This window comes from Sphingobacterium allocomposti, assembly GCF_008124885.1.
Classification (GTDB): domain Bacteria; phylum Bacteroidota; class Bacteroidia; order Sphingobacteriales; family Sphingobacteriaceae; genus Sphingobacterium; species Sphingobacterium allocomposti.
In genome coordinates this window covers 1-14995 of record NZ_VNHX01000025.1, presented here as the reverse complement: position 1 = coordinate 14995, position 14995 = coordinate 1, and the positions used below count along the sequence as shown (strand labels likewise).

Below are 14995 nucleotides of genomic sequence, written 5' to 3'. Positions count from 1 at the left end.
CTAAGATAACAAAATACGTTTAACGGGACAATTTGGCTTAACAACAAACGGATGACAGGATTATCTTTTTCAATGCGTAAATTTGCGCAGAATAAACTTTTGCCATGATTACAAAAGAACAAGTACTGCACGCATTAAGTCATGTAGAAGAGCCCGACTTAAAGAAAGATCTGGTGACGCTAAACATGATTCAGCATATAGAGATTCTCCCCAACAAAGTAAAGTTTGATGTCGTCTTAACCACGCCGGCCTGCCCGTTGAAAGGACATATTGAGCACGCCTGCCGTAATGCCATCGCGCTGTTCATCGGAAAAGACGTAGAAGTAGACATCAACATGACATCCAGGGTGGTTAGCACCGAGTCTGCTCAGCTGGAAGATATTAAAAACATTATATTGGTGTCGTCGGGGAAAGGCGGCGTCGGTAAATCTACCGTAGCGGCCAACTTAGCCTTGGCGCTCGCCGAAACGGGAGCGAAAACCGGCCTGCTCGATGCCGATATTTACGGGCCCTCGTTGCCTATTATGTTCGGACTGGAAGGAGCACGCCCCGAGTCGATACAAACGCCTCAGGGAAAGACAAAGATCTTACCGTTAGAGAAATTCGGCTTAAAGCTGCTTTCTATCGGCTTTTTCACCGATCCGAATCAGCCTATTCCGTGGCGCGGACCGATGGCGACCTCCGCAATTAAGCAGCTGTTTGGCGACACGCACTGGGGCGACCTGGATTATCTAGTCGTCGATATGCCTCCCGGCACCGGTGATATCCATATTACGGTGGCACAGTCTTATCCGATTTCGGGAGCGGTGATTGTTACGACGCCCCAACATGTGGCCTTGGCCGACGCTATCAAAGGTATTGGTATGTATCAGATGGAAGGCATCAATATTCCTATTTTAGGCGTAGTGGAGAATATGTCGTACTTTACGCCCGCAGAACTTCCAAGCAATAGGTACTACATATTTGGCAAAGACGGGGGAAAACGCCTTTCGGAAAGTAACAATGTCCCATTCTTAGGAGAGATTCCACTAGTCAAAGCGGTGGCAGACGCCGGCGACAACGGTTTTCCGATCCTACTCGACGCGGACGAGCCGATATCTCAAGCTTACAAGGAGATAGCCGGACGCGTAGCACAGGAGCTGAGTATTTTGGCCAGTAAGGTTTAGTTAAAATGTGTGAGAATTGCGCGATTTGATAGGCGTATGAAGTGAGATGGGTTAGAGAAGAGGTCAACGCACATAATAATTCAACAAAAAACACCTTATCAACTTAAATGATAGAAGCACCCCGAGCACCCAAAATATTGCTTCGATGGACAGCCCCGTTTATATAGCAAAGTTCGACGTTATAACAATTGGCTGAAAATCAACATATTAATATCTCCCCGAAAGAAAAAAAACCAAAAAATCGTGCGGACGTAACCTCAACGACTCTGGAGTACTTTACGTCGACGTTCGACGTAAAGTACTCCACAACGGACGTAATGTCGTGGAATGCGGAAGACATTACATGGATACAGACGAACTTACGTGTACAACCGACGACATTTCCTCCGTGCCGGAGGAAATGTCGTTCTTATCGGAAGTAATGTCTTGAACGGTTCACGTAATGATGTCGAACGTCGGCCTAAATCTATCGGCCGTAGAGGTTATACTGTTGACGCCGGACGTAATCACTTGGACATTCGACGGAATTACCTCCACGGTTGACTTAATTACTTCCACATCTGACGTAAGTACTTCCGCGTTTGAGGTCATTGCTTCCGTACTGGACGTAATAACGTCAGCACTGGAGGACATAACAACAACGACTGACAGAAGGTGTTCAGTAGCGGAAGTAAACACATCAGCTCTGGCTGTCATTACATTCATGACGGAGAGAGGAGTTCCGCAGCGCAGGAGAAGTCCTCGAAGACGGAAGGCATAGCATCCGCCACGGATGCAAATACATCGAGAACAGACGTAAGTGCGTCGGCACCTCAGGTAAAGTAGTGCACCATCGAGGAAGAGTCGTGGACGTCACCTGTAAAGTAGTCCAACGCGGACGAAATTACTTCCGCGCTGGCCGCAATTGCGTCCGCCGTTCATTTTTTCAACATTTATCACCTTGGAAAACCACTAATAAAATTGAAAAAAATGATACGCTTTTGCCACAAACGCGTGACTGTCTATGCAAGCGACATACACCCAGACCTTTTCCTGTTAACCGACAATACGGTTTTACCTGAGATCAGCAGGGTAATTTCTAAAATATCCGTAACTTTATAGAAGAACAACCAAAGTTAAGCAGTGTGCTTTAAAAATATTAACCGCAAACAATGAAAAATGCAATACAATCCGCCTGTTTATTTTTTATATATGTTTTTGCCTCCTGTAGTTTTTCACGTAACGAAGTGAGCTTACGCGTTGATATACCAATAGAAGGTGATAAAACTGTCTCTGTATTCAACCTTTCCAATGGCACACAGGTTTATGAAGATACATTACGTGGTGAAATTGTACTGGATTCCCTTTCGTATGGCATTCATTTACTTACCGTGATGTGGGACCGGGACGTAATTAGTCCTAACGAGTTTAAGCGCCTTCGCCCGCATACATTGGACAACCCGTCGTATTATTCCTTGCAAAAGCGCGTCTTTATTGACCCGAGAGAAGGTGGAACTATACGGCTATACACACCCGATAATATCACGAAGGAAGAAATCGAAGAACAATTACTATCCAACGAAAGCAATATCACACCATCCGTTGAAGTGGGAGGAAAGCAAGCGAAATCGTACGAGGTTTATGAATCGATGCTACAACGGTATAGACAGCAGTTCCAGCATCAGCGCGATAGCTTGCAAAACTTACTTTACCACTATAATGACAGAGGCGATTTGCAGCAAGCTGCTACTGTTAACCAACAACTAAAGACGCTATGGGGAAACAAGATCTTACCACAATTCGAAGCGGAAGAACAACAGTTTTTAATTGCCCACGCTGATCAGGTTGTTGTACCGTTTATATTGCTTAGTCGGGTAACGAGCCAAGAGCTTTATCAGTCTTTTAAACCGGTCATCGACGCGATGCCAGAGAAGTATCGGGAGTTCGGTTTTGTTAAGGGTCTGGCAAAATTGAGAAGTGAAAGGTAAAGTATAAAAAGCGATATTCGTCAGTTTGGCTAGTAGAAGAATCTGTAGGAATATCTGGGAATTAACTAATAAATATCATAACTTCATAGGATCACAATCCTTAAATATCATAATATTACGGGAATTACAGTTGAATCAGGATAGACCGTGCTATTCGAAAACAAATCCAAAGCCATCTTTTCAAAGGAAGAGCATTGCATATCTCCTGGTAACTTGGAAGAGTCCTGCTTTGAACTGTTCTGTAACGTAAAATGTAAAAGGCATATTTATCCGTGCACTACCGAAATATGCCTTACGGCGGTTATCCCACCATCGTAAAAAAATCGTAGAATAAGATACCGTATACAATTCATCATCCTTTGAAGTTGAATGCGGCGGCAGCCAGCATAATGTTGATGTTATCTCTGAAGATCCCTTTGAAAAGCTGCGTCCTGCACAATGATCTGATTTCAGATGGTCGATAACGGGTTCTATGGACTCTTTTTCGGTGTGCCTTTTGAGTTTCTGCTGTTCATACCTGCTCTGTTTAGCGTTGAATGGCTTGGGTATCTGGTTCTTTGTGGTTCCTATCAACCATCTTCCCCGGTATCCTCTATCCGCCGTCACCGTTTTGTCACTGTTCCCGTGACCGTCATATTCGTTCCTAAAACATCGCAGGCAAAGTAGCCCAAGAGGTCAGTATATTGGCAATAAATAATCAATATGGTGGAAAATCCAGCTTAATTGATTTCAATTGAAGGGTTTATCTCCAATAATTTACTAATGAATTCTTCCCGTTGCTTTGGATTGACAAAAATCTCTTCATGACCGTAATGAATATTCAGTCCTTTTTGATAAGGATACCAGAAATAGAAAAACCCGCTGGTCCAAATGGAGTTTCCTTTTTCAATTTTACGGATACTTTCTATATCAATTTTTTTTTGCCCTTCAAGCGTTTTGACTAAAAGTCTATCGTTAGAAATTTCATAATTTGCGTAGTAAAAACGCAAAATACCATATTAAGGCAAGAACGAATAACGCAATTACCGAGGAAAGATAAACACCATTCCGTATACTACTGAATCGAATCACACCAAATAATATACCTACAACAAAAAGCCATATATAGCTCTCTTTGCCTACATTAACTTTGAAAATAGATTGGGACATAGTTCATATTTAAATTGACAAAAATATTGAAAATCAACTTCCCATAATTTGGGTAGCCGATTTCTCCTTTTATTATAGAAGATGAAAGGTTATTTCCACTTCTGCTCGTTCAACTCCTTTGATTCGTCCGGAGACACTTCCAGCGTCAAATAACACTATTTAAGAAAACCATATAGGATGTTTTGAGAGTTCTTCACCGAATAAAGTTCCGCGACATTCCCGCCGATTTCGATCTAAAGGAGTAAAGGATAGCAGCTCCGCCGTCCAGATTGGTTGTACTGTTTCCCTCCGTGTGGCCTCTGCTCCCCTCGTCGACTATAAAACTAAAAACCGCCTCATAAGTCATCACTTATGAGGCGGTTTCCTTCTTTAGTCATGATTATTGTCGCCACCCATCATTTGGCTCAAGGTTGCTATTTCGATCAAGCTCGGCCTGAGGTATCGGCGCAACACGGCGGAAATCCGAATACGGAATCTCGGTTGCCTGGCTTGGAACCCGGCCTGTGATATCCCGCTTCAGTCTATTCAGCGTATGGTACCTGTCGCCTTCAAATGCAAGTTCTTTTCTACGTTCTAAAATTATTCTTTCAAAAAGCGCTGCACCCGATTCGGTAACTTCTGCGGCCGGATCTCTCTCTGCTAACAAGTCGGAAAGAAACCCCTTTGCAACGTTTTCTTGATTAAGTCGATACGCGGCCTCAGACGCAATCAGGTAAACATCAGAGATCCTTAAGATCTTTTTAGCTCCATAATTTACTAAGTCTGGGTACTTATTAATTATAAAAGCCGGGTTCTCCGCCCTAGTTCTTGTTCCGACAATGATGAGTTCCTTTCTCACGTCAGTAGCTGTATATAAATCATATAAAGCCTTCTGTGATAGGCCATCACCATACCCTTGTTGCCCGAAAAAGTAAGGAAGTTCATCAAATCCTGCGTTGTCAATTTGATCCGACACAATTTCTAAAAGGGTCTCTGTCCCTAAAGACTGTGAACCGGTCGCTTCCCAATAACTAACAAGATTCGATGCAGGCACGATGTCGACACCGCTATTGTCGATCACGTCCTTTGCATAATCGAAAGCCAATTGGTAAGATGCCTGCGTGCCTTTATGTAAATTTACTTTAGCGGCTAACGCCCTAGCGGCATATTTCGAAAAACGTCCCGTACTGGGCGCCAAGGTCATCAACGAATAGGCCTGATCTAAATCTGCTAAAATTTGTGTATAAACTTCCTCTACTGTCGCTCGCGCCGGCTTAGCGTCGATATCAAAAGCAAGCACTAAAGGAACACCTGGGCCAGCAGGGTTGTCCGTATACGGACGAGCAAAAAATCTCACGAGTTCAAAGTATAACAAGGCGCGTATTGCATATGCCTCACCCTTGTATTGGTTAATGTTCGCCTCGCTACCTGTTGGCGTTGAATGAATAATATTATTTGCCCTATTAATTACCCGATAAGCGTTCTGCCACAGCCCGGTAAACCATTGATTATTCTCCACAAAATTGTTATTGAATATCTCGGTATACCGTCCCGCATTCCGTGTTGAAATCAGCACGTTATCGGCCCATAGATCGCCTATCAGCGGAATTGTTCTTCCGTAAAGATCAAAAACGCGGAGCCCCGCATATGAACCTGTTAACGCAGATAGGGCGTCTGCCTCTGTTAATAATGCTTCCTCAGCTGGTACAGAAGTGTACGGCGGCTGATCCAAGAAATCCTTACTGCACGAGCTTAATAGTCCGCCCAATATAATCCCTACTAATAATATACTTTTAAATCTAAGTTTCATCTTAATAGTCTTTTTACTTTTAAAAACCGACATTAACTCCGAAAGTGAACGTCTTTGGAATAAATATATCAAAGTTGGTAACACCTTGCGTTCCTCCTGCTACGTCAGAAGAGCCCGCCTCTGGGTCAAATGGCAAAGTGTCATCTTTTACCCAAGTCCATAAGTTGGAGCCTCTCACATAGACTCGTACATTAGTCAACTTAGCCCTCTCCATCCATGTAGAAGGAAGACTATAACTCAAGGTGATATCACGAAGACGGATAAAGTCGCCTTTTTTCAACAGACGATCAGACGCACCGAAGGAGTTCCTATTTCCCCCATAGACCGGGCGCGGAACATCGGTGACATCACCCGGATTTTGCCAGCGGTCCAACTCAAGAGCGCTCTGATTATATGATCCATAGTATGCACCTCCACTATTTTGATAGGAGTAAAACCCTTGATAAATATAATTTCCAAAATTATAGTAGAACATAGCGTCGAGCCCTACCCCTTTGTAGTTCAATGTCGTACCAAAGCTACCGAAGGCTTTAGGCAAAGCCGATTTTCCCAAAAGTACACGTTTCGCATTGCTATATACGTTCGTCGTTTCTGTTCTTGACTCGTCGGTGTACCAAAGGGGATCTCCATTTTCAGGATCAGCTCCTGCCCATTGAGGTAAGTAGTATGAGAAATAATCTTCTCCTACCTTCCGAATGAAAGGATTTGACACCTGTTCGTCGCCCACCAGTCTCGTCGTTTTATTTCTATTTACAGAAATATTAAAATATAAATCCCATTGAAAGTCATCCGTTTTCACCGGTGTACCATTCACAGCCAACTCCCAACCGCGGTTTCGCAAACCGGCAAAATTTGCAACATAGCTGTTGAAACCAGTTGAATAAGGAACGGGAACAGCATACAACAACCCTTCTGACTGCCTGTTATAATAATCGAATGTGGCTTGCAAGCGACCGTCGAACAGCCCTATGTCAAAACCAACATCAAAAGAGTTTGTCTTTTCCCACGTTAGGTTACTAAGACCATATTGGGTAGGACCACTTCCGATAGCTCCATCATACACAAAATTATAGGTTGTTCTTGTGTAGCCATACAATGTCCGCCATGCATTATTCCCTATTCCGGCGTTACCAGTTACACCATATGATGATCTTAATTTCAATTCACTTATCGCGCCAATTCCTTCCATAAAATCTTCCTGATCCACATTCCAGCTTCCGCCTAATGACCAGAAATTTCCAAATTGATTGTCGCTACCAAATCGAGAAGATCCATCATTACGATAGCTTCCCGATAGCACATACTTATTTTTATAAGAGACATCTCCTAAGGCAAGAAATGAAGCAAATGAATAATCATCCTGCGTTCCAGTGGCCGTAATAGGCGTCGCCCCAACGGACGGAACCGTATAATCGGTATTTAATGGCACGTTATATACCCCCACCGATGAAGTATAGGCTTGGGATTTTTGCGCCTCATAACCAGCTTTTACGTTCGCGACCCAGTTATTGTCCGCGTCAATGTCCCAATTATATTCTAACAAGTTTGTCCACACCCAGTTGAAATAGCGTGTATAATCCCGGTAACTTCTTCCCCCGACATTACGTCCGTCTCCGTACGTTGGATTATTATAATAATCCTCCTCAATGTTATTGTAGTCAATACCATATTTCGAAGAAAGCTTTAAATTGGACAAAATTTTGTACTCCGCATATACGGAACCAATAGCTTTTTGCGTGTTATTGCTACGGCGATCTTTGTCTAAAATTTCCAAAGGATTGTATAACCCTGCGCCCGGCGCTAAGTCTCCTGTTATATAATTGCTACCGTCTTCATTTCTGGCCGGAAGACTAGGCATTAGAAAGAAGCTGGTAAGAACAGGGTTACCAAATGCTCCTCCATTTAATAGACCTCTTAAATTTGACGTCGAAAGAATCGCATTTGTTCCTATTGTAAATTTGTCGTTTAGATTATGTTTTAAGCTTATCTTAGCTGAGTATCTTGAGAAATCTGACTTCGGCACCGTCCCCGCCTGTTTGAAATAACCACCGCCTAAATTAAACGTAGTTTTCTCATTACCGCCGTCCACCGAAAGATTATATTGTTGTTGGTTTCCGGTACGAGTTACTTCGTCATACCAGTTGGTGTTAATAGCCGGATCTAAACCAAAATTCTCAATTACGAAATCCCGAATATTGTCTGAACTTAAATTGTATGCATTAACGTAAGTCGGATTATTTAACAATGCTTCCCCTGTAAGCAGTATATTCTCCTCCGTAGTTAACGGCCGAGTCCTGTCATTAAAAACTCCAGGTTTAACTGTACCGAAATCTGCATCGAGCCTAATCTTCGTCCTTCCAGCCTTTCCAGACTTCGTGGTGATCAAAATAACTCCATTTGAACCACGAGAACCATAAATTGCTGTAGAAGCTGCATCCTTTAGCACTGTAATATTCTCAATGTCGTTAGGGTTGATACCAGCTAATACGTTCGCCGTTGGTGTCGCTCTAGAAAGATCTCCTGAATTCACAGGTATACCATCGATTACGTAAAGAGGCGCTGATGATCCCGAAATGGATCCCACTCCCCTAATGCGCACCTGTTGCATAGACCCCGGTTGTCCAGATCCTCCCGTGGATTGTAACCCGGGAACCTTACCTTGTAAAGCTCTATCGATAGAAGGGAAGGGAGTTTGTTCCACGTCTTTTGCCTGTACGACAGCCGTAGACCCTGTCTGCCGTAATTTTGTCGTCGTTCCATAACCTGTTACTACGACCTCGTCGAGAGACGTTTCGTCAACTGACAGTTGTACATTGATAATGGCTTCTTGGCCAACATTAATGCGCCGAGTGTGAAAGCCAACGTAACTGAATGACAGCGTTGCGTTAGGTGCGACAGATATGACGTAATTTCCGTTCCCATCGGTTTGCGTTGCCGAACTCGCACCAACGATCACCACGGATGCCCCACTGATGGGCGTCCCATCACTGGCTGAAGTCACCCTTCCGCTCACTTGTCGGGTCTGTGCAAACGACTGTCCGATAAGACAGGTTAGCACGACAATAAAACTGAGTAATTTTTGTTTCATGTGTTTTATTAGTTTAGTTAATAATTTCCCAAATTCGGGGTTAATAGTAGCAATACATCGCAAACTTGCAACGAGAAATTCAAATTAAATTCAGCCATCTTGGAGAACCCAAGTGGTATGCTACAAAGAATACAATGGTACCCTTTGCTATAAGCGCATGGAAATATTTATTAAAGTTAAATCCGTTCGTTTCATGTGTTGTTTAGTTAGTAGTTTCTTTAGTTAAATAACAACTTAACAGGATAGTTAGTAGCAAACTGTTAATAACTGTTAAATTTTAACTTTTGCTAAGATAATGTGTAGAACAACAACTTCAAAGAAAAAAAATGCTTTTTACTGCATTTTGTTCAAAATTCTAAAATGATCCTTTGCTTTTCTCCGTAAAACCGTTTTATTCATCGCAATCGCTAAATTATTTTACCACGTCAAATGGCTGTAGTCTAAAATTATGGTAAATCGGTTTGAAAGTGTATAAGTTTTGCGCACCAATCGCTTACGGGCAAAAAAAAAGCCTCTAGGTTTATACCTAGAGGCCTTGTGTTCACTACGACGTTTTTGTTAATCAACATCCCACCAAATCCGCGCCGTCTGTGGATTGATGTCTCCTTCAGCTTCAACATTCGTGGCGTTGAAACTGAATTCGTTTGCCGGATATTGCATTCTTAAAGGTATTCTGCGGGAACCAATGCTCGTATTTCTAGACAAAGGCACATCCGTCGGATAACCTAATCTTCTATAGTCGACCCAAGGTTCGAAATTGTTGATTCCCGGTAACGCCAAATACTTCTGGTTGATAATTAGCTCCAACTTATTCGCCGCGGCAGACCACGAAGCGATAGGTCTCCTTAGGTACGTTGCAGCCTCCGTTTCACCATTTTCAACGCCTAAAAACATAAAAGACTCCCGAACTGCGCGCTCGTATGCAGTTTGCGGATTTCCGGAGATCCAGCCTCGCTGTACTGCCTCTGCCTGCAAAAACAAACTTTCAACAGAAGTAAATAACCACGCAGGGTCCGATGGAGAGGACACTAAACCTGTTCCGATAACGATCGACTCGCTAGTTGATCCTTTACCAACTTCATTACCCTGGCCCAGGTAGTTCCCATCCCAAAGGACGCCGTCAATGGGACTGGTTGCTGGAAGAAATACATACTGGTAACGAATGTCGCTATTATCGCGGTATTTATCTAAAAGATGGTTATTGGCGCGGTTAAATCCGTCAATCAGGTTTCCGTTATGATCTCTTACATAAGTAACGTACATCGGATTTACCTTATACTGATCGTTACTATATCCTGGATTAACCCAAGCAGTCTCCCCTGCACCGAGGAAGCCCGCGCCGTCGGCTACGATTTTTGAAATATGCGCCGAGGGATCTGTCACTTTTTGCGATTGGTGGATCAATAACCTAAGGGTTTGTGTATTTACCAATTTACGCCACATTTGGACATCACCGTGAAAAACAATATCTGCGGTCGACGCACTTTCGGGAACCTCCAAGCTACTATTGGCAAAAATCATCCTAGCAGAGTCTAACTGTAATAGAAGGTCTTGGTAAATAGCCTCTCCTTTGTCATACTTTGGCGCAACAATACCGTCGGAAACCAACTTAAAGGCCTCCGTATAAGGAACATTGTTATACATATCTACCAGGTACATAAAACCAATCGATTTGATCACTTTGGCTACACCAACATAGAAATCGAGATTTTGCGCCCTAGCTTTTCTTTGCATCTCCTCGTTATCCGAAAGAATGTCGTACCATCCAGCGTTCGGAGTTACCCCGGACCAATGCCCAGTTTCGTAGGAAGATGTAATATCGTAGTTCTCCAATGGGAGTGTGGGACCAAAACTACTTCCTCTGGCCCAATATCCCATCCAGTGGGCGGCAAAATCGTACGTCGAGGTAGTCCTCTTCACCGTATTAGCCACCACCGAACTCATCAAAAAGTCAGGTGTAATGTGCTCATCCGTAGGCCTGTTCGGATTAGTGTTTATATCAAAAAAACTATCGCTACAGCTTCCCGTTACTAAAAGAGAGGCTGCTAAAACTAAATTAAATATCTTTCTCATTTTTAATCCTCTTTAATGATTAAAATTTTGCATTTACTGTAAAACCGTAATTTCTGACCGGCGGATTAGAAGTCGCTGTGACCATTCCCATGGAGTTGCTTCCATCGTCGAAGAAACTGTTAAAGTCAGGGTCCATGTACTTGTTTTCCTTAGGCAACCATAACGCAAGGTTACGCCCTACCAATGAAATCGATAAAGATTTCAATACACTCTGTTTAGATTGCAACCAACCTTGAGGCACATTATATGATAAAGATAACTCTCTCAACCGCCAGCTGCTCGCATCAACAAGGAAGTTGCGGGAAGCTGTTCGATATTCGCCTGTATAATGATTATACATCTCTTCATTTTCACCTATGCGTGCAGTCGTATTTTCTATATACTGCCCTGGATTATTAGGATCGGGGATTACAGAGTTCGGTAAAATAAACGGCTCCCGATTATTATATGCTGTTGCCTCAGAAACTCCCGTCCAGGCCATCGAGCTACCTAGCTCGAAAAACGACACCTGATGTCCGGTTTTGTGCTCAAATAAAGCTGACAACGTAAATGATTTATAGTCCACTGATGGATTCAGCGATAGTATCCATTTTGGCATCGTACGTCCATACGTCTGTAACGTGCTGGAAGACGAAGGACGTCCCGTGTTCGGGTTTACAATGATCCGCCCTTGGTCGTCACGTAGATAATCTGTCGCCTTCCAAACAAACGCAGGCTGGCCTTTTATTGCGTAATTTCCGGTTGTGGTGTAGCTTGTCCCAATCACGATTTCGTTCAGCTGCTGCTCGTCGAATATCGACGTGATTTCACTATCGTTGTACAAGGCGTTAGCTCTGAAACGAACCCCACCATCGGCAAATCGAATAATCGGAGACACGTTCAGGTCAAGTTCGACACCTTTATTAATAAAGGAAGCTGCATTACGATACGATGAACGGAAGCCCGTAGCATCAGACACCCTGACTGCTAAGATCTGGTCGGTATTCCTCTGGTAAAAATAGGTAGCTTCTAAGCGGATACGGTCGTTCAAGAATCCGGTTTCCACACCTACTTCTGTACTGTTGATAAATTCAGGCTTAAGATCCGGAGAATATGCCGTGTTCCCCAATGTCATACCTGGAACCGATCCGTACGGAAACCCTCCATCGGCTGGCTGGGAATAGGTAGTAAATAGCGTGTATGGCGTTATGTCCGCATTACCCGTTTTGTTCCATGCAGCTCTCAGCTTCAGATAAGACAACGCGTTTCCTTTAAGTCCTTCGACCGCATCTGTCAGCACCAAAGCCCCTGACACCCCCGGATAAAAATACGTATTGTTTTCAGCAGACAGTAAAGACGTTTTGTCCGTTCTTCCGGTAAACTCGACGTTCGCCCATCCTTTATAATTTAAGGACACGTTACCATAGACAGAAAACAGTCTGGATTTAAATCCGTCAGATTCTCCATTAAGATTTCCGAGCCTATTGGAGATATTGAATATGTTTGGCACTAATAAAGTAGGTGCCTCAACAGAAGTGCCCCGATATTCTACCTGTCTGACATATGTTCCGAGAATAGCTCCCAATTTAAAATCATCGTCCAATTGCTTATCGACCTGCGCAAAAAGATCTGATGACAGGCGTGTTTCATTATAATTGTACTCCTCTATGGAAGCAGGAACAGATGTTTTATCTCTGTCGGCACCATATTGAGATACGGTATGACCATGGCTAAGGTTCCGCTCCGACCGGTTTCTGGAAACTAAGCCCGCTCTGTACTGAAACGTCAACCAGTCAGTCGCCTTATAACTTAAGTCCAAATTAGTGATCAGGTTCTGCCGCTTACCTTCCGATCGCCAGTTCCCCGCCTGAAAATAAGGGTTAAGCCCGTAGTGCGTAAACCAGTTGTCGTACTGAGCCCAGACGTTATTCTTGTAGTCCTTATAAGACGTCAACGGTATATGCGCCGGAGTATTGATCAGCTGGTTAAATAAACCATCGTTCCCGCCAACTCCCTGAGCGGAAAAATACGCATCAGAGCCACTCGCGTCATACACATCAAAATTTTGCTGCGAGTAGTTTGTATTCAACCCTACTCTGAAATTGTTATATTCTCTGGCAGAATTCAATCGTATGGAAGTACGTCTATTTCTATCGTTGGGCACGATTCCCTTAATAACAGCATCCTGAGCACTCAAGAAGAAATCCTTCATGGCAAATGAAACATCCGTCTGATGGGTTGCTCCGGTTTCGTAGAACTTCTTTCGCTCGTCTGTACCAGAGTACGTTACCATCTGTACATCTCCGTTCGGGAGAGGATCTCCTATTTGAACCTGCGATCCATCATATGCAGGCCCCCAGGACCAGTTTTCAATCGGATCGATTATACCATCATATCCCTGTCCAAACTGTTTTTGCAGCGCAGGGAAAAATGAAACATTTTGCCACTGTGTAGAATGTCCAACAGTGATTACAGGGACATCGCTGCCTTTTTTGGTTGTAACAACGATAACCCCATTGCGTGCATCAGGACCGTAAATAGCAGCAGAAGCAGAACCTTTCAATACGGACACATTTTCAATGTCATTTGGGTTAAGGTTGGGTAAAAAATTCAGATCCATAGGAACACCATCTACCACCAACAGCGGATTATTATTACCGGTCAACGATCGGATACCGCGAAGGTTCATCTTCACGTTCTCAAATACGCCGCTATTTACACCGGTTACGTTCAAGCCGGAAACTTTACCGGTTAATCCGCCTGCAACATTCACCGCGTTTACCTGTGTCAGTTCCTGACTGGACACGCGCTGCGTAGAATATCCCAAGTCTCTACGGTTCCGTTGTATACCTAAAGCGGTGACAACAACTTCATCAAGAGCAGTTTCATCGGCCGCCAGCTGCACATTTAATACAGTTCTGCTGCCCACTTCTATCCGCTGTGTTAGGTAGCCTATAGACGAAAACGCCAAGGTAGCACCCTCTCCTACCTGAATAGTGTAATTACCATCCTGATCAGTCTGCGTAGCGCTGGAGGTTCCGACCACAGCAACCGAAACGGCGCTGAGCGGAGTACCATCCGCCGCCGAAGTCACCTTTCCACTCACCAGACGATCTTGTGCAAACGTATGTCCAATAAGACAAGTCAGCACAAAAATTAAACTGAGTAATTTTTGTTTCATGTGTTTTATTTGTTTAGTTAAGTATCAATGCCGGAACCAAAATCCGGCGACAATAAGTAGATGTTGATTATTATAAATTTTCTGTAGATGTTTTCCCTGCGTTATTCCTAAGTAGATATTTCTCTCGTCAGCAGCCTTATAGCCGCTTATAAGAACAAATTGTTAAAATTTGTTAAACAATACAAATATATGATATTTTTAAAAATCCAATACTTCTTATCACTTTTTTACACAAAATGTTACACAAACTATTGTTCCGACAAATAATATTGTTTTTCAATAAAAAATTGGTAATTCCAAATCAAAATTGATATTTCACGGCTTCTTAACATTAAATATAAAGTAACATCCAATGCGCTAAGAGACCAGTGCCGTTGTGTGATCGTTCGGGCTGGAAGTATAAAATGCAGAAGGCGTCTAAAAAGGGCGCCTTCTTTGTTTTATTATGGGCTTGTGGTCTGTAATGGTTTTAGGAGATTAGCCTAGGCCGCCAGCGGTTGATATGGGCAATTTATCCATGACTGGTCATAAAATAAGCGGATTATTGTATTTAGGTTCGTCGTTTGGTCCGGAGAAAGTTGTTTCAGGAGTTTTTTCGACCAT

General features: G+C 43.3%; 8 protein-coding genes. 2 read left to right on the top strand and 6 right to left on the bottom strand.

Going from position 1 to position 14995, the window contains the following annotated elements:
* The first annotated feature begins 104 nt into the window (after positions 1–104).
* Positions 105–1166, top strand: a complete 1062-nt coding sequence (locus BC792_RS15430) for an Mrp/NBP35 family ATP-binding protein (protein WP_148909915.1) — start codon at positions 105–107, stop codon at positions 1164–1166.
* Positions 1167–1601: 435 nt separating this feature from the next.
* On the opposite strand, the gene BC792_RS15425 is transcribed toward BC792_RS15430, so the two are convergent.
* On the bottom strand, positions 1602–1871 hold the full coding sequence (locus BC792_RS15425; RefSeq protein ID WP_148909914.1) for a hypothetical protein: 270 nt from the start codon (positions 1869–1871) through the stop codon (positions 1602–1604).
* Positions 1872–2317: 446 nt separating this feature from the next.
* Here BC792_RS15425 and BC792_RS15420 point away from each other — a divergent pair, with 446 nt between their 5' ends.
* Complete coding sequence (locus BC792_RS15420) at positions 2318–3133, top strand: hypothetical protein (RefSeq protein WP_148909913.1); 816 nt, start codon at positions 2318–2320, stop codon at positions 3131–3133.
* A 719-nt stretch (positions 3134–3852) separates the two neighbouring features.
* Here BC792_RS15420 and BC792_RS15415 read toward each other — a convergent pair.
* The 5 genes from BC792_RS15415 to BC792_RS15395 form a co-directional block, all read right to left on the bottom strand.
* The gene (locus tag BC792_RS15415; protein WP_170250051.1) at positions 3853–4122 is read right to left on the bottom strand and encodes a PH domain-containing protein; all 270 of its coding nucleotides are present in this window, start codon (positions 4120–4122) and stop codon (positions 3853–3855) included.
* A gap of 539 nt (positions 4123–4661) precedes the next feature.
* Positions 4662–6071 carry a RagB/SusD family nutrient uptake outer membrane protein gene (locus BC792_RS15410; RefSeq protein ID WP_170250050.1) on the bottom strand — a complete coding sequence of 470 codons (1410 nt, stop codon included), beginning with the start codon at positions 6069–6071 and terminating at the stop codon, positions 4662–4664.
* Positions 6072–6090: 19 nt separating this feature from the next.
* A complete protein-coding gene (locus tag BC792_RS15405; protein WP_148909910.1) occupies positions 6091–9159 on the bottom strand; it encodes a SusC/RagA family TonB-linked outer membrane protein in 3069 nt (1022 codons plus the stop codon).
* A 558-nt stretch (positions 9160–9717) separates the two neighbouring features.
* Positions 9718–11232: a SusD/RagB family nutrient-binding outer membrane lipoprotein gene (locus BC792_RS15400; protein ID WP_148909909.1), complete on the bottom strand. Its 1515-nt coding sequence runs from the start codon at positions 11230–11232 to the stop codon at positions 9718–9720.
* A gap of 19 nt (positions 11233–11251) precedes the next feature.
* Positions 11252–14392 (bottom strand): SusC/RagA family TonB-linked outer membrane protein, encoded by a 3141-nt coding sequence (locus tag BC792_RS15395; protein ID WP_148909908.1) that lies wholly within the window; start codon positions 14390–14392, stop codon positions 11252–11254.
* Positions 14393–14995 lie beyond the last annotated feature (603 nt).

Bases quoted from the DNA above. Each gene is read 5' to 3' on its own strand.
- BC792_RS15425 (WP_148909914.1), bottom strand. From the start codon at position 1,871: ATGAATGTAATGACAGCCAGAGCTGATGTGTTTACTTCCGCTACTGAA.
- BC792_RS15420 (WP_148909913.1), top strand. From the start codon at position 2,318: ATGAAAAATGCAATACAATCCGCCTGTTTATTTTTTATATATGTTTTT.
- BC792_RS15395 (WP_148909908.1), bottom strand. From the start codon at position 14,392: ATGAAACAAAAATTACTCAGTTTAATTTTTGTGCTGACTTGTCTTATT.
- BC792_RS15410 (WP_170250050.1), bottom strand. From the start codon at position 6,071: ATGAAACTTAGATTTAAAAGTATATTATTAGTAGGGATTATATTGGGC.
- BC792_RS15430 (WP_148909915.1), top strand. From the start codon at position 105: ATGATTACAAAAGAACAAGTACTGCACGCATTAAGTCATGTAGAAGAG.
- BC792_RS15400 (WP_148909909.1), bottom strand. From the start codon at position 11,232: ATGAGAAAGATATTTAATTTAGTTTTAGCAGCCTCTCTTTTAGTAACG.
- BC792_RS15405 (WP_148909910.1), bottom strand. From the start codon at position 9,159: ATGAAACAAAAATTACTCAGTTTTATTGTCGTGCTAACCTGTCTTATC.